This window comes from Streptomyces sp. CA-179760, assembly GCF_050937045.1.
In the GTDB taxonomy this organism is placed as follows: Bacteria; Actinomycetota; Actinomycetes; order Streptomycetales; family Streptomycetaceae; genus Streptomyces.
Window position 1 is genome coordinate 8,023,593 of sequence record NZ_JBNJLZ010000001.1, and the last position, 23,939, is coordinate 8,047,531.

Sequence of the window (23,939 nt, forward strand, 5' to 3'; positions counted from 1 at the left end):
TGGTGCGGCGGCACCCTGGGTACTCGGTGGCCGAGGGCACGAGCCGCACCGTACGGATCACCAGAACACGGCGGCACCAGGCACTGCGGAGGTACGGATGCGGCGGACGGACCCGCAAGGCCACGGCCCCGTCCGGTTCGGGCCCCCGCTCCCCGAGGACGGCCTGCCGGTCCTGCCGGAGCTGTCCGCGGTGCTCGCCGCGGCGGCGTCCCGCGGCGACCACGAACCGGTCGGCGGCGGCCCCGCGCTGCGGGAGGCCGCCTGCGGCTACTGGGACCGGCGCGGACTGCACTGCGCCCCCGACCGCGCGGCCGCCGGCCCCGGCGCACCCTCCCTGCTGCTCGCACTGACCGCCGCACTCGGCGGTGACGTCCTGGTGCCGAGGCCCTGCGCGGCCTGGTGGGCGCCGTACGCACGTCTGCTGGGGCGGCCCGCCTTCCATGTGCCGACCCCGCCCGAGAGCGGCGGCGTCCCCGATCCGTACGCCCTGCTGGAGACCGTGCGCCGGGTCCGCGCCGAGGGCGGTGACCCGCGCCTGCTGGTGCTGTCCGTCGCCGACGACCCCACCGCGACCGTCGCCCCTCCCGAACTGCTGCACGAGACCGTCGAGGCCGCCCAGGGGGAGGGCCTGCATCTGGTCAGCGACGAGACCTGGCGCGACACCCTGCACGACCCGCACGACACCGTGCTGCTCAGCCCCGCCGAGATGCTGCCCGACCGGGTCACCGTCGTCACCGACCTGGCCGGTTCCCTGCTCCCGCCCGGCTGGCCCGCCGCTGTGGCCCGCTTCCCGGCCGGAGAGGACGGCGACGGCCTCCACGCGCGTGTGCTCGATGTCCTCACCGCGCTCGACGCCCGCGTCGCCGCCCCGGTCGCCGCGGCGGCCGGGTACGCCCTGGCCGAACCGGCCCCGGTCACGGAGCGCGTGGCCGCCACCGTGCGCCTGCACGCGCACGTGGCCGCCGCGGCGCACTCCGCCGTCGCCGCCGGTGCCCTCTCCCGGCCCCCGCGGGCCGGCCGGCACCTGTACGTGGACCTCGCCCCGCTGCGTCCCGCGCTGACCGCGCACGGCGTGGGCGACGCACAGGAACTGGAGGACTTCCTCTCCGCCCGACTCGGCATGCCCGCGCCGGGCGGCCACCGCTTCGGCGACGACCTCGAAGCCCCGCGCGTGCGGCTGTCCACCGGCGCACTGCTGCCCGCCTCCGACCCGGAACGCGCGGAATGCCTCACCTCACCCGCACCGTCGGAACTGCCGCACGTGCGACGCGCGTTGCTCCGGCTGAAGTCGGTCTTCGACGAACTCCGCGACGAAGCTCAGCGATGGGAGCCTCCTCGATGACGCAGCAGTCCGAGTCGACCACCGGTACGACCACCCAGGAAGCCGGCGACCCGGCACTCCCGTCCCCGCTCGCGCCCCCGTACCCGCCCCTGGCCGAACCCCGGCCGCTGGCCGAGCGGAGAGTGTGGCCGCGCACCTTCCACGACCGGCTGACGGCCCCGCTCCCCGGACTGAAGGCCATCGCCCGCTTCGCCCGCGAAGGCTTTGTGAGACCGAGCTCCGAAGGCCTCGCCGGCATTCCCCGGCTCCCCTACGCCCCCGGCCCGCTGCCCCGCGTAGACGCCCGCACGATCGCCGTCACCTGGGCGGGGCACGCCAGTTGGGTGCTGCGCGTCGGCGGCCTCACGGTCCTCACCGACCCGGTCTGGTCCCGCCGGATCCTCGGCACCCCCGCCCGCATCACCCCCGTGGGCGTCCCCTGGGAAGAGCTGCCACGCGTCGACGCCGTCGTCATCAGCCACAACCACTACGACCACCTGGACGCCCCCACCCTGCGCCGGCTCCCGCGCGACACCCCCGTGTTCGTCCCGGCCGGACTCGCCCGCTGGTTCCACCGCCGCCGCTTCACCCGCGTCACGGAACTCGACTGGTGGGAAGCGGCCGAACTGGACGGCGTCCGCTTCGACTTCGTCCCGTCACACCACTGGTCCAAGCGCACCCTCACCGACACCTGCCACAGCCTGTGGGGCGGCTGGGTGCTCACCGACCGGGAGGGACAGCGCGTCTACTTCGCCGGCGACACCGGCTACGGCCACTGGTTCTCCCGCATCGGCCGCCGCTACACCGGCATCGACCTCGCCCTCCTCCCCATCGGCGCCTACGACCCGCGCTGGTGGCTCAGCGACGTCCACTGCGACCCGGAGGAAGCGGTCCGGGCCACCCAGGACCTGGGCGCCCGGCGGATGGCCCCCATGCACTGGGCGACCTTCGTCCTGTCGGCGGAGCCGGTCCTGGAGCCGCTGACGCGCGTACGAGCGGCCTGGGAGAAGGCGGGCCTGCCCCGAGAAGACCTCTGGGACATGCCCGTAGGCGCTTCAAGAGTGCTGCAGTAAACCAAGGGGAGCGGGGAACCGCGCGATCAACCACACACCACCCGCACCCCGAGAACAACCACAACCCCTACGGCGTTATCGAACCCGCCGCACAACACTCGGCACCGCGCTGATCACCAAGGTCAGCCCGATCGCCGCCACCACGCCCTCCCACGGCTCATCGAACAGCGACCCCCGAGAATCCCGATCAACTGGTACGTCACGGCCCACGCCAGACACGCCGGCAGATTCCCCCGGGAGAACCGCCGCAGCGGCCACTCCGCCAGCAGACAGGCCAGCATCACCGGGATACGCCCCGCCGGCACCAGCCGGGACAGCACCAGCACCGCGACACCGTGCGCGGCGAGTTTCTCCTGCGCCTGAGCCAGCCGGTCCTCCGGCGCCCGCGCCCGGATCGCCTCCAGCCAGCGCGAGCCGTTCTTCGACCTCAGCCCTCGTCGCCCGAGCCAGTACAGCGTCGCGTCCCCGAGGAACGCCGCCACCGACGCCGTCAGGAACACCATCGCCAGCGAGAGCGGCGACGTCTGGTGAAAGGCGACCACGGCCGCCGAACTCACCAGCGCCCCCGTCGGAATCACCGGCACCAGCGCCCCGGCCAGCACCAGCAGGAAGAGCGTCGGATAGCCGACCGCCTGCTGGGTGGACGTCGGCACGATGGCCGCCGGGGTGACGGCCGACGCCGCCAGCAGGGGCAGACCGGCCTGCGCCACGGGCGCGCTCCAGGTCACCGCGCGACCTTCAGGCTCACGCTCTCCCCGTGCCCGAGCCGGTGCACCGCCACACCGGGGGCGCTCCTGGCCGCCAGCCGTACGAACTCGTCGCCGGGCGCGTGGAACTCATGGGGGCGCACGGCGTCCATCCCGATCGGCCAGTACGTGCCGTAGTGCACCGGCACCGCACTGCACGGCGCGAGCCGTGCCAGCGCCTGCGCCGCCCGTCCTGCGTCCAGATGCCCCTCGCCCAGGTAAGGTCCCCAGCCGCCGACCGGCAGCAGCGCCACCTCGACCGGTCCGACCTCCTCGGCCATCGTGTCGAACAGCCCGGTGTCCCCGGCGAAGTACGTCCGGGCCTCGCCGGCTATGACGTAGCCGAGCGCGGGGGCGCGGTGCGGTCCGAGCGGCAGCCGGCGCCCGTCGTGCCGCGCGGGCACGGCCCGTACGACGATGTCACCGACCGGGGTCTCGTCCCCGGGCGCCACCTCGCTCACCCGCAGGTGCGTGAGCCGGCGCAGTCCGGGCACCGCTCGGCGCGCGCCCCGGGGCACGAGCAGGCGTGTGCCCGGAGCGAGCCGCATCAGCGAGGGCACATGCAGATGGTCGGCGTGCAGATGCGAGACCAGCGCCACGTCCGCGTCACAGGCGCCGGTCGGCGGCAGGGCTCCGCGCCGGCGCCGCAGGTGCGCGAGCCGGCGTGCGAACAGGGGATCGGTGAGCACGCGTACGTTCGAGTCCTCGACGGTGCAAGTGGCGTGACCCCACCAGGTGATCTCCACCGGCACTTCTTTGCCTCCTTCGCGCGACTCCCCGAAGCCTACGGGCAGGAGTAGGGTCGGCGGCGAAACCGGAGGTGAGGGGGACGCCATGGTGCCGGTCCGGGTCACGGCGATCGCGAGTCTGACGCCGCTGGAGGAGCTGGACGACGATCCGTTCCTGGTCGACTCCCGCAGTCAGCACGCGATGTGCGCCCGCTGGGCCGCCGAGCGGGGCTACGTGGTCAGCCGGGAGTTACTGGTCCGCGGGCTCCGTCCCGACCACGGCGCCCTCTGGGACGGCGTCCGGCCCGGCCTCGACCTGTTCGTGGCGCCCAGCCGGCGGGTCCTGGAGAGGGCACTCGCCTCCGTCGAGGAGTTCACGGCGGAATGCGCGAAGCGCGGGGTGCGCGTCGAGACGGTGGGGCACGCGGAGCCGGCGTACGACGCGGCGATGAAGGCGTGCGTGCACCGCCGGCTGTCGATGCCGACGGCGGGCTACGACGGACGCTGACCCGGCCGCGTCGAAAGGCGTGACCTCGGTCCGCTGGGGGTTTCACGGGGCGGTTCGAGGGACAGAAGGCGTCCCCCGGGCGTTGTGACAGGGTGGGGAAGAGCCCGCGGCGGCGGGCCGGGACGTGAGGTGGCTGGGCGTGCGGTGGCGGCGGGTCGCCAGTCAGGTCGGGCGGAGCGTCGCCGTGTGGGCGGTCTCCACCGTCACCCTGCTGCTGCTCGCGGGGATCCTGCCGGACTTCCGGCTCCGGTCCGCGGACGGCGACAGCGCCACCGACATCGCTGTCACGGCGGCTTTCGGCGCCGGCGCCTTCGGTCTGCTGTCGGCGGTGGTCTGGCCGCTGCTCGTCCGGCTCCTGCTCCTCGTACCGGCGCTCGTGCTCGGGCTGCTGGTGTTCTTCCTGAACGGCGCGCTGCTGCTGCTCGCCCTGAGACTCAACCCCGCCGAGCGCGGTGCCGCCGCCCCGGAGACCGCCGTCGTGGTCGCCGCCGTGATGTCCGCCGTGGCGTCCGCCACCGGCGCCGCCCTGGCCGTGCGCGACGACGACGCCTACCGCCGCAGGCTGTACCGCCTCTCCGATCGCCGCCGCCGGTCAGGACCGCCCAGCCCCTCCAGCCCCGGCACGGTGTTCCTCCAGCTCGACGGCGTCGGCCATGACGTCCTGCTCGACGCGGTGGCCAAGGGCCTGATGCCCACCGTCGCCCGCTGGCTCGACTTCGGCGACGGCGGCCGCTCCACCCACCGCCTCACCCCCTGGCGCACCGACTGGTCCAGCCAGACCGGCGCCAGCCAGCTCGGCATCCTGCACGGCAGCAACCACGACGTCCCCGCGTTCCGCTGGTACGAGAAGGACACCCGCGAGGTGGTGGTCTGCAACCGCCCGACCAGCGCCGCCGAACTCCAGCGCCGCGCCGTCGGATACGCCGGACACGGCGGTCTGCTCACCGTCGACGGCGCCAGCCGCGGCAACCTGTTCAGCGGCGGCGCCGAACAGCAGGCCCTCGTGCTGTCCATCGCCACCCGACGCCGCAGCCGCGAGAACCGCTCCCGGGCGGGATACTTCGCCTATTTCTCGGATCCGGCCAACGCCGTGCGCACCGCCCTGTCCTTCGTCGCCGACGTCGGCCGGGAGATCGGCCAGTCCACCCGGGCCCGCCTCCGCAAGCAGCGCCCGAGGGTCTCCCGTGCGGGCCTCTATCCCTTCGTCCGTGCCTTCGCGACGGTCGTCGAGCGGGACGTCGTCGTCGCCTCGGTGACGGGCGACATGCTCGTCGGCCGCACCGCCGTCTACGCCGACCTGGTGGCCTACGACGAGGTCGCCCACCACTCCGGCCCGGCGAGCCGCGACGCGCAGAAGGTCCTGGAGAAGCTCGACCGGTCGCTCGCCCTGATCGAGAACGTCGCCGAGCACGCCCCGCGCCCGTACCGGATCGTCGTGCTGTCCGACCACGGCCAGAGCCCCGGCGAGACCTTCCGCTCCCGCTACGGCCTCACCCTCGGCGACCTGGTACGGGCCGGCTGCGGACTGCCCGTGCCGCGCAAGGCGGAGCGCACCCGCAGCGGGACGGAGGCCCGCGCCGCCGTGCGTGCCGCCCTGCGCATCCCGGTCGAGGAGGGCGGCGAGCGGCACCGCCCCGCGCGCCGCCCGGAGCCGATCGTGCTGGCCTCCGGCAACCTCGGACTGGTCTCCTTCCCGGACGTCACGCACCGGATGAGCAAGGAGGAGATCGACGCCCGCCACCCCGCGCTGCTGCCGACCCTCGCCAACCACCCCGGCGTCGGCTTCCTGCTGGTCCGCAGCGACAAGCACGGCGGAGTCGTCCTCGGCGCGAACGGCGCCGAGATCCCGCTCGCAGACCTCGACGACGACCCGGGCCCGCTCGCCGCGTTCGGGCCGGGCGCGGCCGACGCGGTGCGCCGTACGCACTCCTTCCCGCACACCGCCGACATCATGGTCAACTCCTTCCACGACCCGGCCGACGGCGAAGTCCTCGCCTTCGAGGAGCAGATCGGCTCCCACGGCGGCCTCGGCGGCGCCCAGGGCAGGCCCTTCCTGATGTCCCCGCTCGTCCTCACCGCGCCGGTGGCGGACGGGGCGGAACTCGTCGGCGCCGAACACGTCCACCGCGTCCTGGGCCGCTGGCTGCGCGAGTCGAACGGCCCTCAGGTGCCGCTGGAGAGCAGCGAGGAACGCGCGGCCTGAAATCCGGCGCGTGCGAGGACGCCGCGCCACGGGTGTGATCGGATGGGGGTACGGGACCCGGGAACGGGCCCCACCGCGAGTCCGTACGCGAAAGGAAGAACCGTGGCTACCACGCGCTCCGCACACACCGTCTGGGAAGGCAGCCTGCTCGAGGGCAACGGCGTCGTCACCTTCGACACCTCCGGTGCGATCGGCGAGCAGCCGGTCACGTGGGCGTCGCGCGCCCAGGAGGCGAACGGGAAGACCAGCCCCGAGGAGCTGATCGCCGCCGCCCACTCCAGCTGCTACTCCATGGCCTTCTCCAACATCCTGAACAAGGCCGGGACGCCGCCCACCAAGCTCATCACCTCCGCCGACGTCTCCTTCCAGCCCGGTGAGGGCATCACCGGCATCCACCTCACCGTCGAGGGCACCGTCCCCGGCATCGAGGAGGCGGCCTTCCTCGCCGCCGCCGAGGAGGCCAAGGTCGGCTGCCCCGTCAGCCAGGCGCTGAAGGCCACGCCCATCACGCTGACCGCCAAGCTCGCCTGACCGGACACACCCTCGTCGCGCGGGCCGCCCACCTGGGGCGGCCCGCGCGACGTCGGTTCGCCACCCGCGGCCGGGGTAGGAACCAGACGCCCTGGAACCGGACGGCCGGAAGGAACGCGATGCTGCCGGGAACGTCCCCGAACGCCACGGTGCTCGACTCCGCCACCCGTGACCGGACCCGCGTCCTGCTGCTGTTCAGCCTCTCCGGACGGCTCCGCCCCCGGGACACCGCCCTCGGCGCCCTCGTCGACCGCTACGACTACGGCCGCTTCGCCTCCCACCTGATGACCAGCCAGGACGTGCTCCCCGTCCCGGTCCTCGACGAACAGATCGCGCCCCGCCGGCTGCGGCTGCCGCACGGCGACCACGGCCTGGGCCTCGCGTCCTTGCGGATCCTCGTCGTCACCACCCCGCGCGGCGACGCCACCCTCGTCGTGGACTGCGCCTTCGCGGGCGAGACCACGGCCGGCGACCTCGCCGCCTGGCTGGCCACGACCTGCTTCGACCGGGAGCGCGTCGAACTCGACGACCGCCCGCTCCTCCAGACGCTGACCGAGCAGCTCGGCCGCCCGCTCGCCCTCGGCCAGAACGTGCACCAACTCGTCTTCCCCGGCGGCCGGTTACAGCGCGACCTGCTCAGCGCCGACGAGGCCCGCAAGGCGATCCTGCTGAACGAGATCGTCTACCGCGGCCGGATGCCGTGGAACCCCGCCACGCCCTACGACGCGAGTCTCGCGCCGCACCTCAGGAACCACGGCCTCACCCTGTCCGCCCTCGGCCGGGGCGTCTCCGTCCAGGCCGGCTGGGCCCCGCACGTCGAGAACGGCCTGATGCTCGTCGCCGTCGGCATGGTCTCCGCCCTCGCCGTGCTCCAGCGCACCCGGCTCGCCGCCTTCGGGATGATGAAGGCCAACGAGCAGGCCCTGACCGACTCGCCCACCGAGATCCGCTCCCTGATCTCCCGCCTCTCCGCGGGCGTCAACGAACTCCAGCTGGACCTCGCCTTCGGCGTCGAGGCCTACGTCGACAGCCTGCTGATCCCCGAGATGGTCATGGAGGCCTTCCAGTCCTCGCAGCGCGACGCGCTCGGCATCCGCGACAGCCTGGAGAACTCGGCCCGCATGGTCGAGCGCCTGACCTCGGTGATCAGCGCCCGCTCCGCCGCCCTGGACGCCGAACTCGCCGAGCGCGACGAGCGCCGCGACCGCACCGTGTCCGGCCTCGTCGCCGCCGCCACACTGATCGCCCTGCCGCCGACCCTGCTGCTCGCCTTCTTCGGCGTGAACGGCACGAACGTCGACGACCACCGCTCCATCCTCGACCTGCGCGCCTACGGCACGGCCTACGCGCTGGCCTGGCTCCCCTTCGTCGTCCTCGTCGTGATCGGATACGTCCTGCTCAGACGCATCAGCACCCGCTCCGGCTCACTGCTGCCCACGTCCGACGACGACGCCGTACCCGTACCGCCGCCACGCCCGCCCTCCGGGAGCCCCCGACCATGACGCCACGACCCGCCGTCTCCGCTCACCGGGGCGGCTCCGAGCGCGCAGACGCCGCCACCTGGGAGGCGTACAAGGACGCGCTGGAGTCCGGCGCGGAGTACGTCGAGTTCGACATCCGCCGCACGGCCGACGGAGTCCTCGTCGTCTACCACGACCCCCGGGTCGGGCCCACCGGGCCGCCGCTGGCCCGGCTCACGCACGCCGAGCTGAGCGAGCGGGCCGGCTACGACGTGCCGGTGGTGGACGAGGTCATGGCGCTGATCGCCGGGAGACTCGTGGCGCACCTGGACCTCAAGGAGGTGGGCTACGAGCAGGAGGTCGTCGACCGGGCGGTGGCCCTGCTCGGCACGGACGGACTCGTCGTGACGACACTGGAGGACCGTTCCCTCGCCGCCGTGACCCGGGCATTCCCCGGGGTGCGCACCGCGCTGTCCCTGGGGCGAGACCGCAGGGACCTGGCCCTGGCCCGGCTGCCCGGTACCCGGCTGAGCGAGCTGTTCCCCGCCCGCCGGATCCGCGCCTGCGGCGCCCACGGCGTCGCCGTGCACCAGCGGCTGGCCAGGACCACGGTGCTGCGCGAGGCGACCCGGCGCGGCCTGTTCACCATGGTGTGGACGGTCAACGACGACACCCTGATGCGGGCGTTCCTCGCCCACCCCCGCGTGGACGTGCTGGTCACGGACCGGCCCCGGCGTGCCGTGGCCCTGCGCGGGCTCATCACCCCTTCGCGGCATTGACAACAGCGCACTCAAGTTTTGTGCTGGAAAGTGGGGAATGAGTGGGGGAGTGCCCTGACGGAAGGGGACAGCGATGGGACGAGCGGTCGGGATCGACCTGGGGACCACGAACTCGGTGGTGGCCGTGCTGGAGGGCGGTGAGCCCACGGTCATCGCCAACGCGGAAGGGGCCAGAACCACACCCTCGGTCGTGGCGTTCGCCAAGAACGGCGAGGTGCTGGTGGGGGAGGTAGCCAAACGGCAGGCCGTGACGAACGTGGAGCGCACCGCCCGCTCGGTCAAGCGCTACATGGGCGACGCGAGCTGGCGTTTCCCGGACCAGGGCGACGTGGACGGCACCCGCTACCGGGCGCAGGAGCTGTCCGCCCGGGTGCTGCAGAAACTGAAGCGGGACGCGGAGTCCTACCTCGGCGAGGACGTCACCGACGCGGTGATCACCGTCCCGGCCTACTTCGACGACACCCAGCGGCAGGCGACCAAGGAGGCCGGGGAGGTCGCGGGCCTGAAGGTCCTGCGCATCATCAACGAGCCGACGGCCGCGGCCCTCGCCTACGGCCTGGACAAGGAGAACGACCAGACAGTCCTCGTCTTCGACCTCGGCGGCGGCACCTTCGACGTGTCGCTGCTGGAGATGGGCGAGGGCGTCATCGAGGTGAAGGCCACCAACGGCGACACCCACCTCGGCGGCGACGACTGGGACCAGCGGATCGTCGAGTACCTCGTCAAGCGTTTCAAGGGCCAGTACGGCGTCGACCTCGCGGGCGACAAGATGGCGGTGCAGCGGCTGCGCGAGGGCGCCGAGAAGGCCAAGATCGAGCTGTCCAGCTCCACCGAGACGACGATCAACCTGCCCTACATCACGGCCTCCGCCGAAGGGCCGCTGCATCTCGACGAGAAGCTGACCCGGGCCCAGTTCCAGGAGCTCACAGCCGATCTGCTGGACCGGTGCAAGGCGCCCTTCCACCAGGCGGTCGACGACGCCGGGGTGAAGCTCTCCGCGGTCGACCACGTGATTCTCGTCGGCGGCTCCACCCGGATGCCCGCGGTGACCGAGCTGGTCAAGCAACTCACCGGCAAGGAGCCGCACAAGGGCGTCAATCCCGACGAGGTCGTGGCGCTCGGCGCCGCGCTCCAGGCGGGCGTCATGCGCGGCGACGTCAAGGACGTGCTGCTGCTCGACGTCACCCCGCTGTCCCTGGGCATCGAGACCAAGGGCGGCATCATGACGAAGCTCATCGAGCGCAACACGACCATCCCGACCCGGCGTTCGGAGATCTTCACGACGGCGGCCGACAACCAGCCCTCGGTCGGCATCCAGGTCTACCAGGGCGAACGCGAGATCGCCGCCTACAACAAGAAGCTCGGCGTCTTCGACCTGACGGGCCTGCCGCCGGCACCGCGCGGCGTGCCGCAGATCGAGGTGGCCTTCGACATCGACGCCAACGGCATCATGCATGTCTCAGCCAAGGACATGGCGACCGGCCGCGAGCAGAAGATGACCGTCACCGGTGGCTCGGCCCTGGGCAAGGAAGACATCGACCGCATGATGCGCGAGGCCGAGCAGTACGCCGAGGAGGACCGGGACCGCCGCGAGGCCGCCGAGACCCGCAACCAGGCCGAGCAACTCGTCTACCAGACGGAGAACTTCCTCCGCGAGAACGGCGACAAGATCCCGGCCGACACCAAGGCCGAGGTCGAGTCGGCCGTCACGGAGGTGAAGGGACACCTGGAACAGCAGGCGGACACCGCCACCCTCCGAACCGGCGTCGAGAAACTCGCCTCCGTCAGCCAGAAGATGGGCCAGGCGATGTACGCCCAGGCCCAGCAGACCCCCACCGAAGACCCTCCCGGCACCACGCGGGAAGAGGAGGGCGTGGTCGACGCGGAGATCGTCGACGAGGAGAAGGACCAGCGGGACGAGAAGGGTGGCGCCGCGTAGGCCGGATCACCGCCGACGGTCCCAGGGACCGGTGTGCGTGGGCGGCAGTGTCGCGCACACCGCGTCCAGGACCGTCGCGTACGGCGTACCGAAGTCGGTGAGCCCGGCCCGGAGGCGGTCCAGGCCGTCGCGGTGGTCCGTCAGCAGTTCGATGCTGCCCGTGCGGGCCGCGAACTCCAGGACCGCGGGCAGGAAGTCCGGTGGTTCCTCGCCGGTGGTCTCCAGACCGTGCGCGCGGTAGACCTCCTCGGAGGGAGCCGGGGCCGCCTCGCGCCAGACGCTCAGGTACAGGCTGAGGTCCTGTCCGGCCTCGAAGACCTCGACGTAGTGCGCGGCCAGCTCCCGGGGCGGGGTGACAGCCGCGTGGTCGGCGAACTCCCTCAGCTGCGGGGCGGCTTCGCGCAGCAGCGAAAGCCGGGCGCGGAAGTCGTCGTCGGGGTACATCAGGCACAGCGCGGCAGCCTGGTACAGCAGCTCGAAACCGGGCATCGGACCTCCTTCGCGTGCGCTCCCTGGCCTGCCCCGTGATGCCGACGCTAGGGGCGGGCCGGAAAGGGCACCCGCCGACGGGGCCCGTACGGGTCAGTACCTCTCGCGGTACTCCCGTAGGAGCGTCTCCGTGCGCTGTGCCGAGCCCGCGCGGGCCGTCATGTGGTCCAGGACCTCCAGATGCGCGGAGACCTCCTTGCGGGAGTCCAGGTACAGCGCGCCCGTCAGATACTCGGTGAAGACCATGTCGGGCAGCTCGGGCTCGGCGAAGCGGAACAGCGAGAACGGGGCGTACGTCCCCGGATGCGGGCCGTCCTGGAACTCGGCGACCTGGAGCGTGACCCGGTCACGCGCGGCGTACTCCAGCAGCTTGTCCAGCTGGTCGCGCATCACCCGTCCGTCGACGCTCACCGGGCGGCACAGCACCGTCTCGTCCATGATGACCCACAGGTGCGGCGGGTTCTCGCGGTCCAGGAGCCGCTGCCGCTCCATGCGCAGCGACACATGCCGCTCCACCGCCTCCGGTCCCGCGTTCGCGATGGTGCCGGCCTCCAGCACGGCACGCGCGTACCCCTCGGTCTGCAGCAGCCCCGGAACGAAGTGCGGCTCGTACGAGCGGATGATCCGGGCGGCGCCCTCCAGGCTCACGTACAGGCTGAACCATTCCGGCAGCACATCGTGGAACCGCTGCCACCAGCCCGGCCGGTTCGCCTCCTCGGCGAGGTCGACGAACGCGCTCACCTCGTCCTCGGGCACGCCGTACGCGGTCAGCAGGATCTGCACGTACGGGATCTTCAGCGCGACGTCGGCGGTCTCCATCCGCCGGACGGTCGCGGGGGCGACGCGCAGCACCCGGGCGGCCTCGTCACGGCCGATGCCCGCCGCCTCGCGCAGCTCCTGGAGCCTCTTGCCCAGCACCACCTGGCCCACGGTCGGTGCGGCCCGCCGTTCACTCACGCCACGCCTCCCCAACGCGCCCAAGCCCGGGCTCAGTCTGTCACGTCACGGTGACAGTCTCACAGGGCCGACGGTGACGAGATCGCGGGAGAGGACGTGTCGCCGGGGCATTACCCCACGGGTAATCGACCCCTTGCGACCGGAACGGGATCGTGGACGTACCGGGCCCGGGCCGGCGCACTCCGGCCCGGGCCCGGCCCCAGCCGCCGCGCCATGACCCCACGGAGGGTGATGCCCCATGTCCGCCATCCAGCTCGCCGCACTCGCCCGGACCTCCGAACCGCAGTCGATGCTGCGCCGCTTCCTGGCCCTGGACGCCGTGGTGACCGGTGCCAACGCCCTCGCCTACCTCGCGTTCCCCGGCCCCCTCGGGCGCTTCCTCGGTGTGGACTCCACGCTGCTGCCGGAACTGGGCGTGTTCCTCGCCGCGTACGGGGCGGGCGTCGGACTCCTGGCCTCCCGCCGGCAGCCGCCCGCGCTCGGTGTGCGGGCCGTCGTCGAGGCCAACCTCGCCTGGACGGTCGTGAGCCTGGTGGCCCTGGCGCTGTGGCTCACGCCGAGCACCGCGGGCGCCGTGTGGACGGTGCTCCAGGCGCTGACCGTGGCCGGGTTCGCCGTCCTCCAGCACGTTGCTCTGAAAGCTCGTCAGGACATGAGCGACTGAAGGTACTTGGCCGTCGCCGGGTCGGCAGGCAGAAGCGTCTCGATGGCCAGCTCGGCGACGGTCACGTCCATCGGGGTGTTGAACGTGGAGATCGAGGAGATGAACGACAGCGTCCGCCCCTCGTGCTCGATCCGCAGCGGCAGCGCGAAGTACGGAACCGGCTCCGAAGGCTCCTGAGGCCCGGCCTCCGGGCCCTCCTCCGGCACCGGATACGCCGCCACCTCCTCGTACAGCTCCCGCAGCGGCTCGGAGCGGTGCAGCGCGATCTGCCGCTCCATCTGCTCCAGCAGGTGACCGCGCCAGGCCCGCAGATTGCGGATGCGGGGCGCCAGGCCCCGCGGGTGCAGGGCGAGCCGCATCGCGTTCAGCGGCGGCTCCAGCAGGGACGCGCAGACGCCGTCGACCAGCGTCATGATCCCCCGGTTGGCCGCCACCACGTTGTACAGCGCGTCCACCACCAGCGCCGGGTACGGCTCGTAGCCCCCGATCAGCCGCTCGATGCCCTCGCGCAGCGCGCCCAGCGCCGGGTCGTCCAGCGGCGTCTCCGGATAGCGCGGGGCGTAACCGGCCGCCAGCAGCAGCGCGTTGCGCTCCCGCACGGGGACGTCCAGATGCTCGGCCAGCCGCAGCACCATCTCCTCGCTGGGCCGGGACCGGCCCGTCTCGACGAAGCTGATGTGCCGGGCCGAGGAGTCCGCGCGCAGGGCCAGCTCCAGCTGGCTGACCCGGCGCTGCTCCCGCCAGGCCCGCAGCAGCGGGCCCACCCCCTGGCCGGCCGTGGACGGGTGAGTGGTCATGTCGGGACCGTAGTCGAGAACCGGCCGTGCCGGACAGGCACACGCCCCTGACCAGGGTCTCGGGCGCCCCGCTGTGGCAGGCTGAGGGGACACCGAGGACCCCGGCGCAAGGGAAGGAGCGCAGCCGATGCCCGTCGAACCGCTGTCGCAGAAGGAGGTCGAGGACCGGCTGGCCGAGCTGCCGGGCTGGTCGCTCGACGGAGACCGCCTCACCCGTTCCTACCGGCTCGGCTCCCACTTCGCGGCGACGGCGATGGTCGTGCACATCGCCCAGGTCCAGGAGGAGCTCGGCCACCACTCCGACCTCACGCTCGGCTACAACACCGTCTCCCTGTCCGTCCACACGCACAGCGCGGGCGGGGCCGTCACGGAGAAGGACTTCGAGCTCGCCCGCAAGGTGGAGGACCTGGCCCCCGGGCACGGGGCACACTGACCGGGTGCTCGACTACGACAAGGAAGCGGCACGGTACGACGCCTCGCGCGGCGGCGAGCCCAGGGCGGCCGCCGCCGCGGAAGCGGTGCTGAGCCTCGTACCGCCGGACACGCGCGGCCTGCTGGACCTCGGCTGCGGCACCGGCATAGTGACCCGGCGGCTCGCGGCCGCCCGCGACGGCATGCGGGTGACGGGAGTGGACCTCGCTCTGGCGATGGCCCGGCAGGCCGCCGCCCGGCTGCCCGGCGCGGTCGTGCTCGCCGACAGCAGACGGCTGCCCTTCCGGGACGGGGAGTTCGACGCCGTCAGCAGCGTGTGGCTGCTGCACCTGGCCGCCGGGTCCGCCGATGTGGGGGCCATCGTCGGCGAATGCGCCCGGGTGCTGCGGCCCGGCGGGGTCTACGTCACCACGGTCGACAAGGCCGCCTCGCACAACGTGGGCAGTGACATCGATGTCGTCCTGTCGTCCCGTCCGCCGAGCCCGGTCCGGGACGGAGCGGCGGACGTCGTGTCCAGCGCCGCCGGACACGGGCTGGTCCCGGCCGGCCAGGCCTCTTTCCGGGGCCACGGGCAGGGCCGCAGCCCCCGGCGTACGGTGGCCGACCTCAGACGCGGCTGGTTCGTCACGCTGCCGCCCGGCGACCCGCTCGCCGACGGCTTCGCCACCCGGCTGGCGGAACTCCCCGACCAGGACCGGCCACGCCCCGACCCGGTCTTCACGCTCCGGGCCTTCAGGAAGCCGGCGGACCCTCCGGCCGGGTGAAGTCCATGATCCAGTTGGTGCCGGTGCGGCTGGAGGCCCAGGTCAGCGACCACAGCCCGGTGACCGGGTCGAACAGCCGCAGGGTGGCACCCTTCGTGCCCAGCTGCGGCATGTCGATCTCGTCGATGGTGGCTGCCCCGTCGAACAGCGGACGGCAGTGACTGGTGCCGGTGAACTCCTCCCAGGCGCTGTCCGGGTCGAGGAAGCCGGTCAGCCGGCGGTGCGGGACCCGCCAGTCCCCGTGGAAGAGGTCGAAGTCGTGCCGGCTGCTCATGGGTGGTCTCCAGTGGTCCCCTCGGGCAGGGTGTCGGCCATCGCGCGGACCGTCGCCGAACTGGGCCAGCGGTACGGCAACTCCCGTGCGCCCGGCGGCGACTGAGAGGCGGAACCCGCCCGTCCTCCCAGGAGGTCCGTCACGTGAAGCACCCCCACAGGCACCGCAGACGCCATGTGTTCCTCCCGGTTGCCGTCACCACGGCGGCGCTGGTCGGCGCCGGCCTGACCACGTTCGCCGCCGGCGACGCCGCCCAGGCCGCCACCGCCCGGCAGGTCGAGAAGCTCGACCGGGGCGTGGTCAGCGTCCACACCGGCAGCGGCAACCTGGTCAGCTGGCGCTGGCTCGGCACCGACCCGGACAACGTCTCCTTCAACGTCTACCGGGCCGGTACGAAGGTCAACTCGTCGCCCGTCACCGGTTCCACGAACTATTTCCACTCCGGCGCGCCCGCCCAGGCCGACTACACGGTCCGCGCGGTCGTGAACGGCACGGAGCAGGGCGACTCGGTGCACGCGGTCCAGTTCCGCACCGGCTACAAGGACATCCCGATCTCCCCGCCCGCCGGCGGCACCGCACCGGGCAACTCGGCCTACACCTACGAGGCCAACGACGCCTCCCTCGGCGACCTCGACGGCGACGGCGCCCTGGACATCGTCCTGAAGTGGCAGCCCACCAACGCCAAGGACAACTCCCAGTCCGGCTACACCGGCAACACGATCGTCGACGGCATCAAGCTCGACGGCACCCGGCTGTGGCGTGTCGACCTGGGCCGCAACATCCGCTCCGGCGCGCACTACACGCAGTTCCAGGTGTACGACTACGACGGCGACGGCAAGGCCGAGGTCGCCATGAAGACCGCCGACGGCACCAAGGACGGCACCGGCGCGGTCATCGGCAGTTCCTCGGCCGATCACCGCAACTCCAGCGGCTACGTGCTGGCCGGGCCCGAGTTCCTGACCATGTTCAACGGCCAGACGGGCAAGGCGATGCAGAGCGTCGACTACGTCCCGGCCCGCGGCACCGTCTCCTCCTGGGGCGACTCCTACGGCAACCGCGTCGACCGCTTCCTCGCGGGCACGGCCTACCTGGACGGCTCACGCCCCTCCCTGATCATGGCGCGCGGCTACTACACCCGCACGGTGATCGCCGCCTGGGACTGGCGGAACGGCTCCTTCACCCGCCGCTGGACGTTCGACACCAACTCCTCCACCAACAGCGGCAAGGGCTACGACGGCCAGGGCAACCACAGCCTGTCCGTCGCGGACGTCGACGCGGACGGCAAGGACGAGATCGTCTACGGAGCGATGACCGTGGACGACAACGGCAACGGGCTCTGGACCACGAAGACGGGCCACGGCGACGCCGGCCATGTCGGCGACCTGAACCCGTCCCGAGCGGGCCTGGAGTACTTCAAGGTCTCGGAGAGCACGAGCCAGCCCGGCTCCTGGATGGCCGACGCCCGCACGGGCACGATCCTCTGGAAGACCGCCTCCGGCGCCGACAACGGCCGGGGAGTCTCCGCCGACATCTACGCGGGCAGCGCGGGCGCCGAATCCTGGTCGGCCTCCGACACCACCCTGCGCTCGGCGACCGGTGCCTCCCTCGGCCGCGAGCCGTCCAGCATCAACTTCCTGGCCTGGTGGGACGCCGACCCCGTCCGCGAACTCCTCGACGGCACCCGCGTCGACAAGTACGGCACGTCGGGCGACACCCGCCTGCTGACCGGATCCGGCGTCTCCTCCAACAACGGCACGAAGTCCACGCCCGTCCTGTCCGGCGACATCCTCGGCGACTGGCGCGAGGAGGTCGTCTGGCGCACCAGCGGCAACACGGCCCTGCGCGTCTACTCGACCCCGCACGAGACGAACACGAGGATCACGACCCTGCTCCACGACACGCAGTACCGCACGGCACTGGCCTGGCAGAACACGGCCTACAACCAGCCACCGCACCCGAGCTTCTTCCTCGGCAACGCCATGCCGACGGCTCCGAGGCCGACGGTCTACACCCCGTGAGACCCCGGTGGGTGCGCGCCCCGGGGAGCACGCACCCACCGGCCGGGACAGAAGGGCCGTCAGGCGACCGTGCAGGTCTGGTCAGCCAGCTTGAACACGGTCGGTTTCGTGTTCGTCCCCGACCAGTTTCCGGTGAATCCGAAGCTCACCGACGACCCCGCGGCCACGTTCCCGTTCCAGCCGACGTTCTTCGCCGTCACCGTCGAACCCGACTGCGCGGTCTCGGCGTTCCAGGCCTGGGTCAGCTTCTGGCCGTCGGCGAAGGCCCAGCCGAGTGACCAGCCGTTCCAGGCAGCCGTGCCGGAGTTGGCGACCTGCACCTCGGCCTGGAAGCCCCCCGCCCACTGGTTGGTGACCTTGTACGTCACCTTGCAGGCGCCCGTAGGGGTCGGGTCGGGGCCCGGCCCCGGGTCCGTGGTGCCGCCGCCGGAGCTGTCGCCGTAGATGACGCCACGGCCGTTCGTCGAGACGTAGACACGGCCGTAGACCCTCGGGTCGCCGGTGATGGCCGCGCCCGTCCAACCCCACTGGTGGGCACCGTCGTTGACGCGTGTCCAGCTCGCGCCCTTGTCCGTGGAGCGGAAGATGCCGCGCACGCCGCCGATCTCCGCGCTCGTGTAGAGGGTCTGGTAGGACGCGCCCGGCGCCGCCTTGCCGAAGCCGATCGTGTCGGCCTGCCCGACGTTGGAGAGCTTCGTGAAGCTCGCCCCGCCGTCCGTGGAGTGCCACAGGCCGTACGCCCCGTCGCTCGCGCCGCCCGCCAGCCACACATCGCCCTTCTGGCCGGGCAGGGCCTTGAAGCGGACGCTGTCGCCGCTCGGCAGTCCGCCGGCCGGGGACTCCTTGAAGGTCGCCCCGCCGTCCGTACTGACGTAGAACTTCCCCGACTTGAAGCCGTAGAAGGTCTTCGGGTCGACCCGGTCCGACTCGACGACCGCCCCGGAGGGGATCCCGCCGGAGGCCTGCCAGGACGTGCCGAAGCCCGTCGCGTAGTGCACGCCGGCGCCCTGCGGGCTCCACACGAACCGGCTGCCGTCGGCCGCCGCCGCGACCGTTCCGCCGCCGCTCACCCCCGAAGGGTCGGTGCCCGCGAACCAGTTGGCGCCGTTGTCCGTCGAGAACGCGATGTGCGGGCCCGAGTCGAGGTTGCCGGCCCGGACGACCGTGTTCGGGTTCGACTCGGCGAAGTCCAGGCTCGTGGTCGTCGTGAAGTTCGGCTGCGTGAACATCATCGACGGCACCTTGGTCAGGTCCGTGTGGCGGAAGCCGCCGACATCGCCGAGCGCGCTGAGCAGCGGGGCACCGGACGGGGGAGAGGCCAGGTCGTTGACCGCCGTCTCCTCCAGGCCCCGCACCATCGGCTTGACGGTGAACTTCCCGCCGCTGTCCCAGTTCGTGAGGTTCTCGGTGCCGTAGATCGTCGCGCCCGTCCCGTACATCATGCGAGCGGAGTCGAACGGGTCGATCTCCATCGACTCCGTCATCCAGCCCAGCTTCGGGGTCTGTTCGGGAGGCGCCGGGTTCGCACCCCATGTCAGCCACGGCGCGGACGAGACATCCATGGTGTAGCGGTTCTCGCGATTCGGGTACGACGTGTAGTCCCACGCCTTGGTCCAGGTCGCGCCGCTGTCCGTGGAGCGGAAGATCTGCGTGTCCGGCCACCAGGCGCTGTAGGCCGTGGCCATGACCGTGCCTGGCTTCTGCCGGTCCACCGTCAGCCCGCTGAAGCCGTAGAACGTGTCGGCCTCCGCCACCGGGCTGATGTCGGTCCAGGTGCCGGTCCCGGTCGCGTACCGCCACAGCCGGCCCTTGCCGCCGTCGTACGGGCCGCCCTTGTCGCTGTAGGCGAGGTAGAGGTAGCCGTTCTTCGCGTCGAGGACGCCCTTGTGGGCCAGCTGGCCCGTCGGCTGCCCGGCCAGCCGCTGCCAGGTCGCGCCCGCGTCCGTCGAGCGGTACACCGCGTTCTCCGCGTCGGCGACCCCGACGTAGAGCGTCTTCGTGGCGTTGCCCGAGGTGCCCGTCGACTCGTCGAAGGTGACCCAGACGATGCCCTGGTTGTCGGACGCGTAGCCGGACGTGTCGCCCGGATCCTGCACGTAGTTCCCGACGTTCGGGAAGTTCGTCACCTGCGACCACGTCACGCCCGAGTCCGTCGACCGCCACAGCCCCTTGCCGCTGGGCGCGCCCAGGTACAGCACGCTGCTCCGGTTCGGGTCGATCGCCAGCCGCTCACCCATGCCACGCCCCGGCATGTTGCCGCCCAGCTTGAACGGCAGATTCGTCTTCTGCCAGCTCGCGCCCCGGTCGGAGGACCGCATGACGGCGCCGTTCTTCGGGTCCCAGCTGTTGGTGTACGTCCCGACCGCCGCGTACACCCGGTTCGGGTCGACGGAGTCGGACGCGATGCTGACGACACCCGTGTGCCCCCAGTCGTCCCACCCGACCGAGTCCAGCAACGGCGTCCAGGTCTTCGACGACTCCTGCCAGCGGTACGCGCCGCCGATGTCGGTACGGGCGTAGGCGAGGTTCTTCTCGCTGCGGTTGAAGACGATCCCGGGGACGAATCCGCCTCCGTCGATCCGGGCGTTCTTCCAGGTGTACGTGTCCGCGGCGAGCTTCGTCGACGGGGGATCGGCGGCCAGGGCGGTGGGGGCACCCGACAGCAGCCCGGCCGCCAGCGCGAGTACGGCGGTGAGGATGCGGGTTCTTCGCACGGTGGGGGTCCTTCCGTGAGGGGGACGTGCGAGGGCCGGGCGGCTCCAGTGCGGGTGGAGCCGCCCGACCGTGGTGGCCCCGCGTCAGGTGCAGGGCCGGGTACGCAGAGCTTCGGACGCTGTTCGGGGAGCGGGGCCGCATCGATATGCGGCTCCGCCGCGTGCGCGCGACCAGCCACCTACGGTCCGCAGATGACAACCGCCCCACCCGCGGAGCGCCCGGCGGGGACTATTCGAGAAGCTCCGCGTACGAGCCCATGGCCAAGGCGATGTCCGCCTGAGCCCAGAACCGGTGATACGTGAACGACGGAACCGCACCGCCCGCCAGATAACTCTCGATCTTCGACCAGGCGGGATCGTCCTCGTAGAAGGACCGGATCGAGTCGAACGTCGACGACGAGTTGATGGCGTCACCGTTCGGCATCGTGCCCGTCCAGCCGCTCGGGATGTACACCGGGTCGTCGAACCGGTTGTAGTCGGCCCGGTTCTCCGGAACGGCGATCCCGAGCGCGTCCTGGTGGTTGGTCCACATGCCGTCCAGCAGCTTCTTCGCCGCCGCGGCGGCCTCCGTGTCACCGGAGCGGTCCGCGTAGTACGTCAGGGTCTTGGCGTACGAGGCCGCCACACCGACATCGTTCGTGTAGTCGGCGACGGTGACCCGCAGTCCGCTGTTGGAACCCGGGTTCGAGGCGTTCCAGGTGTCGGGCTGGCCCGACCACTGCAGCGTCGACGGGATCCGGAACGTGCCGTCCGGGTTGAACGTGGTCTTGGACAGCGCCCAGTCGACCCACTTGTCGAGGACCGTCTTGGCCTGAGCGTTCCCCGTCTGCTGGTACAGCTCGGCGACCCGCTCCATGGACCACGCCTGGAAGCCGAACCACTGGTTGGACGGCGGGTCGTGGTACACGGGCTTCTCGTCGTAGTACATGCCGTAGAACGTCGACTTCCCGGCGGGCGGGGTCGCGTACCGGCCCGCCCAGCTGTTGGTCGCGCCGCCGGCGATGGCACCCTCACTGGACTGCAGCCAGCGATAGAACTCCAACTGCCGTTCCATGGACTTGGACCAGTCGGCGGCGCCCGTCGCGGACTTGGGCTTCAGCGGGGCGTAGTTGCCGAGCGCGTAGGCCGCGAGGGGGTTCTGATAGCCGCCGTGGGCGTGGCTGGAGCCGATGCGCCAGGCCCAGCCGGCCGAGGTGTCGGTGGCGCCGCCCCAGGCGTAGTACCAGGACATCAGGTAGTGCGAGGCATCCTTGCCCGTGCCCGCCGGGCAGGCCGTGGGCCCGACACAGTTGCCGATCTTCTTGAAGTACTTGTCGAACATGGAGTAGCGCAGGTAGTCGCCCATCTTGGCCGCCTTGCCGACCGTCGCGGAGACGTCCCCGCCCTTGCCCTGCTCCTTCGCCCACAGGTCCGCCCAGTAGGCGGCCTGCACGGCCCGGGCGTCGGCGTCCGGGGCGTTGGTGAACTTCCACTGCTTGGCGTAGGAGGCGTCACCGGTGAACAGGTCCAGATAGCCGTTCTTGCCGCCGTACTTGAAGGCGTCGCAGGTCGGCTGCGGCACCGTCTCCCACACCGACTCCTGCGAGCCGCGCTGGAAGGTGTTGATGTACGACGGGCCGGTGTCCGACGGGCCCGCCTCGCACTTGCCGGGCGAGTTGCCGTAGCCGTAGACGTTGTCGACGTCCTGCAGCCAGTGCATGCCGTAGACGTCGTCCGTGCCGTACGCGCTCTTCAGCTCGGCCGCGATCGGGTCCCGGCCGACCGAGGCGCCGGTGTCGAGCTTGGCCGGGTACTCGTTGGGGGTGTCGTGTTCGGGCGCGTACGTCGCCGGCTTGGACGCGTTGTAGAAGGAGTTGGTGGGCTGGTCGGCGTGGGTGGGGATCATGTACTTCTCCATGAGGTCCCACGCGCCGTTGAACTTGGCCCAGTCGCCGGTCACCTTGCCGTACATGGCCTGGAGCCACAGGAGGTAGCTGTACGCCTCAGAGGTGGTCTCGTGGCCGTGGTCCGGCGCCTCGACGATCAGCGTCTCGACCGAGTGGTAGGGGATGCCCTCGGGGGAGAAGTAGCCGTTCGCCGGGTTGGTGATCTTCCCGTAGAGCTCCAGGAAGCGGGCGTCGTAGACCTTCGCCGCCGCCAGCTGGGTCACGGTGACCGAGGCCTTGGCGTGGCCCGCCGCCGTCGACTCGAAGACGGCTGACCCGGTGCCGGAGTCGGCCGCCGTGACGGTCACCTTCTGCGCGGTGTTCCAGTTCTGCGGGGTGAAGGTGAGCGAGGCGCCGGACGTGACCGACAGGCCCGAGTTGCCGCTCGCGCGGGACGAGGCCACCGTCACGTTGGACGCCGGCTGCTTGGACAGCCTCACCTCGTAGGTGCCCGACTTGCCCGACTGGACGCCCAGTTGGAGTGGCGAGGCGACGACCGTGGGACCGGAGGAGACCGTGATGCCGACCGGGGTGGAGTTCGCGGAGGCGCCCATGCTGTCGTACGCCTTCGCCACCAGGGAGTGACTGCCCACGGTCAAGTCGGAGACCGAGAGCGAGTAGGGCGCACTCGTGTCGGTTCCCAGCAGCTTGGTGTCGTCGTAGAACTCCACCTTGCTGATCGTGGCGTTGTCCGCCGCGGCCGCCGTGGCCGCCAGCGGGACTGACTGGCCCTGGGTGTAGACGGCGCCGGCGGACGGGCTGGTCAGCACCGCGATCGGCGGCTGGTGCGCGCCGGTGCAGGCGGTGCCGTTGACCGAGAAGGACGTCGGCGCGGCGTTGCTGCCGCTGTAGGTGAACTGGGCGCCGGTGGAGACGTCGGCGCCCGCGGCGACCCGCGCGTTGTGGGAGGCGTTCTTGACGGTGATGTTCTGGCCGGACTGCGACCAGGTGCCGTTCCAGCCGTTCCCCAGCTTCTGGTTGCCGGAGTAGGCGTAGGTCAGCGTCCAGCCGTCGATGGCGTCCGTGCCGCGGTTGGTGAGGGTCAGATCCGCGGTGAAGCCGGAGCCCCAGTCGTTCGTCTTGTAATCGACACTGCACTGAAGTGCGGCCGCCTGCGCGGGAGTCGACCCTGAGGAGAGCATCGTCAACGGAAGCGCGAGAGCTGCGACGGCGGCGATCCACACGCGCCGTACCGCTCCGCGTCTCCGGGGTGGGGGATGCATGGTGCTGGTTCCTCCTTGCGGCTCGGAGAAGTCAAGGCTTGAACCAGTGGGAGCGCTCCCATCGTGAGGACGGGTGTGGTATCGGTCAAGGGCCTTGAAGAGTCGAAAAGATTCGACGCCGCATGTTGAGCGAAAGTCAGCGACTCCTCTGTTCTTTGCAGACACTTGGCGCTACCTTCCTTGACACCAGTGGGAGCGATTCCATCAGTCGACGCGTCCGTCACGGCGTGCCCGGCCTGCAAGGAGTCGCTCATGCGACACCTCTCGCGTTCAGTACTTTGAGCCGCCCCCAGCGCGGTCGTCCCCTGCTGCGCGAGTGCCATGCCGGGTTCCACGGTTCCTCAGTCCCTCATGTCCTTGTCGGAGCGCGCCCTGAACGGCTGACACCCCCACC

Annotated in this window: 19 protein-coding genes and 1 pseudogene; 12 read left to right on the plus strand and 8 right to left on the minus strand. The window is 71.6% G+C overall.

Annotated elements, in window-relative coordinates; all coding sequences use genetic code 11:
• Window positions 1–97 precede the first annotated feature (97 nt).
• Window positions 98–1,342, plus strand: a complete 1,245-nt coding sequence (locus tag ACQEV8_RS36395; RefSeq protein ID WP_432969224.1) for an aminotransferase class I/II-fold pyridoxal phosphate-dependent enzyme — start codon at window positions 98–100, stop codon at window positions 1,340–1,342.
• On the plus strand, window positions 1,339–2,394 hold the full coding sequence (locus tag ACQEV8_RS36400) for an MBL fold metallo-hydrolase (protein ID WP_432969227.1): 1,056 nt from the start codon (window positions 1,339–1,341) through the stop codon (window positions 2,392–2,394). The genes ACQEV8_RS36395 and ACQEV8_RS36400 overlap by 4 nt, the downstream gene beginning before the upstream one ends.
• 75 nt (window positions 2,395–2,469) lie before the next feature.
• Here ACQEV8_RS36400 and ACQEV8_RS36405 read toward each other — a convergent pair.
• Together ACQEV8_RS36405 and ACQEV8_RS36410 are read right to left on the minus strand one after the other, a co-directional pair.
• Window positions 2,470–3,083 (minus strand): annotated as a pseudogene (locus ACQEV8_RS36405) (DedA family protein).
• A 35-nt stretch (window positions 3,084–3,118) separates the two neighbouring features.
• Complete coding sequence (locus ACQEV8_RS36410) at window positions 3,119–3,892, minus strand: MBL fold metallo-hydrolase (RefSeq protein ID WP_432969230.1); 774 nt, start codon at window positions 3,890–3,892, stop codon at window positions 3,119–3,121.
• A gap of 82 nt (window positions 3,893–3,974) precedes the next feature.
• On the opposite strand from ACQEV8_RS36410, the gene ACQEV8_RS36415 reads away from it, so the two are divergent.
• From ACQEV8_RS36415 to dnaK, 6 genes are all read left to right on the plus strand, one after another.
• A complete protein-coding gene (locus ACQEV8_RS36415; RefSeq protein ID WP_432969233.1) occupies window positions 3,975–4,376 on the plus strand; it encodes a hypothetical protein in 402 nt (133 codons plus the stop codon).
• A gap of 133 nt (window positions 4,377–4,509) precedes the next feature.
• The gene (locus ACQEV8_RS36420; protein WP_432973253.1) at window positions 4,510–6,579 is read left to right on the plus strand and encodes a phage holin family protein; all 2,070 of its coding nucleotides are present in this window, start codon (window positions 4,510–4,512) and stop codon (window positions 6,577–6,579) included.
• 102 nt (window positions 6,580–6,681) lie between these two features.
• Window positions 6,682–7,110, plus strand: coding sequence for an OsmC family peroxiredoxin (locus ACQEV8_RS36425; protein WP_382486709.1), 429 nt, complete (start codon window positions 6,682–6,684; stop codon window positions 7,108–7,110).
• 119 nt (window positions 7,111–7,229) lie between these two features.
• Complete coding sequence (locus ACQEV8_RS36430; protein ID WP_432969236.1) at window positions 7,230–8,612, plus strand: hypothetical protein; 1,383 nt, start codon at window positions 7,230–7,232, stop codon at window positions 8,610–8,612.
• Window positions 8,609–9,349 (plus strand): glycerophosphodiester phosphodiesterase family protein, encoded by a 741-nt coding sequence (locus tag ACQEV8_RS36435; protein WP_432969239.1) that lies wholly within the window; start codon window positions 8,609–8,611, stop codon window positions 9,347–9,349. Before ACQEV8_RS36430 ends, ACQEV8_RS36435 begins: the two co-directional genes overlap by 4 nt.
• A 73-nt stretch (window positions 9,350–9,422) precedes the next feature.
• Entirely contained in the window at window positions 9,423–11,288 is a 1,866-nt protein-coding gene (gene dnaK / locus ACQEV8_RS36440) for a molecular chaperone DnaK (protein WP_432969242.1), read from the plus strand.
• Between the two features lie 6 nt (window positions 11,289–11,294).
• On the opposite strand, the gene ACQEV8_RS36445 is transcribed toward dnaK, so the two are convergent.
• Window positions 11,295–11,777: a nitrate reductase molybdenum cofactor assembly chaperone gene (locus tag ACQEV8_RS36445; protein WP_432969245.1), complete on the minus strand. Its 483-nt coding sequence runs from the start codon at window positions 11,775–11,777 to the stop codon at window positions 11,295–11,297.
• A gap of 93 nt (window positions 11,778–11,870) precedes the next feature.
• The gene (locus ACQEV8_RS36450) at window positions 11,871–12,734 is read right to left on the minus strand and encodes a helix-turn-helix domain-containing protein (protein ID WP_432969248.1); all 864 of its coding nucleotides are present in this window, start codon (window positions 12,732–12,734) and stop codon (window positions 11,871–11,873) included.
• A gap of 238 nt (window positions 12,735–12,972) precedes the next feature.
• Here ACQEV8_RS36450 and ACQEV8_RS36455 point away from each other — a divergent pair, with 238 nt between their 5' ends.
• Entirely contained in the window at window positions 12,973–13,398 is a 426-nt protein-coding gene (locus tag ACQEV8_RS36455) for a hypothetical protein (protein WP_432969251.1), read from the plus strand.
• On the opposite strand, the gene ACQEV8_RS36460 is transcribed toward ACQEV8_RS36455, so the two are convergent.
• A complete protein-coding gene (locus ACQEV8_RS36460) occupies window positions 13,380–14,195 on the minus strand; it encodes a helix-turn-helix domain-containing protein (protein WP_432969254.1) in 816 nt (271 codons plus the stop codon). The genes ACQEV8_RS36455 and ACQEV8_RS36460 overlap by 19 nt on opposite strands.
• Before the next feature lie 127 nt (window positions 14,196–14,322).
• Here ACQEV8_RS36460 and ACQEV8_RS36465 point away from each other — a divergent pair, with 127 nt between their 5' ends.
• Together ACQEV8_RS36465 and ACQEV8_RS36470 are read left to right on the plus strand one after the other, a co-directional pair.
• On the plus strand, window positions 14,323–14,628 hold the full coding sequence (locus tag ACQEV8_RS36465; protein ID WP_432969257.1) for a 4a-hydroxytetrahydrobiopterin dehydratase: 306 nt from the start codon (window positions 14,323–14,325) through the stop codon (window positions 14,626–14,628).
• Window positions 14,629–14,632: 4 nt separating this feature from the next.
• Entirely contained in the window at window positions 14,633–15,391 is a 759-nt protein-coding gene (locus ACQEV8_RS36470) for a class I SAM-dependent methyltransferase (RefSeq protein WP_432969260.1), read from the plus strand.
• Here the strand turns inward: ACQEV8_RS36470 and ACQEV8_RS36475 are convergent.
• Window positions 15,360–15,665, minus strand: a complete 306-nt coding sequence (locus ACQEV8_RS36475) for a hypothetical protein (protein ID WP_432969263.1) — start codon at window positions 15,663–15,665, stop codon at window positions 15,360–15,362. The two genes, ACQEV8_RS36470 and ACQEV8_RS36475, sit on opposite strands and share 32 nt — an antisense overlap.
• 143 nt (window positions 15,666–15,808) lie before the next feature.
• Between ACQEV8_RS36475 and ACQEV8_RS36480 the strand changes: the two genes are divergently transcribed.
• The gene (locus ACQEV8_RS36480; protein WP_432969266.1) at window positions 15,809–17,683 is read left to right on the plus strand and encodes a rhamnogalacturonan lyase; all 1,875 of its coding nucleotides are present in this window, start codon (window positions 15,809–15,811) and stop codon (window positions 17,681–17,683) included.
• A 59-nt stretch (window positions 17,684–17,742) separates the two neighbouring features.
• Here the strand turns inward: ACQEV8_RS36480 and ACQEV8_RS36485 are convergent, their stop codons facing one another.
• Entirely contained in the window at window positions 17,743–20,397 is a 2,655-nt protein-coding gene (locus tag ACQEV8_RS36485; protein ID WP_432969269.1) for a cellulose binding domain-containing protein, read from the minus strand.
• A 229-nt stretch (window positions 20,398–20,626) separates the two neighbouring features.
• Window positions 20,627–23,545: a glycoside hydrolase family 48 protein gene (locus ACQEV8_RS36490; protein ID WP_432969272.1), complete on the minus strand. Its 2,919-nt coding sequence runs from the start codon at window positions 23,543–23,545 to the stop codon at window positions 20,627–20,629.
• Window positions 23,546–23,939 lie beyond the last annotated feature (394 nt).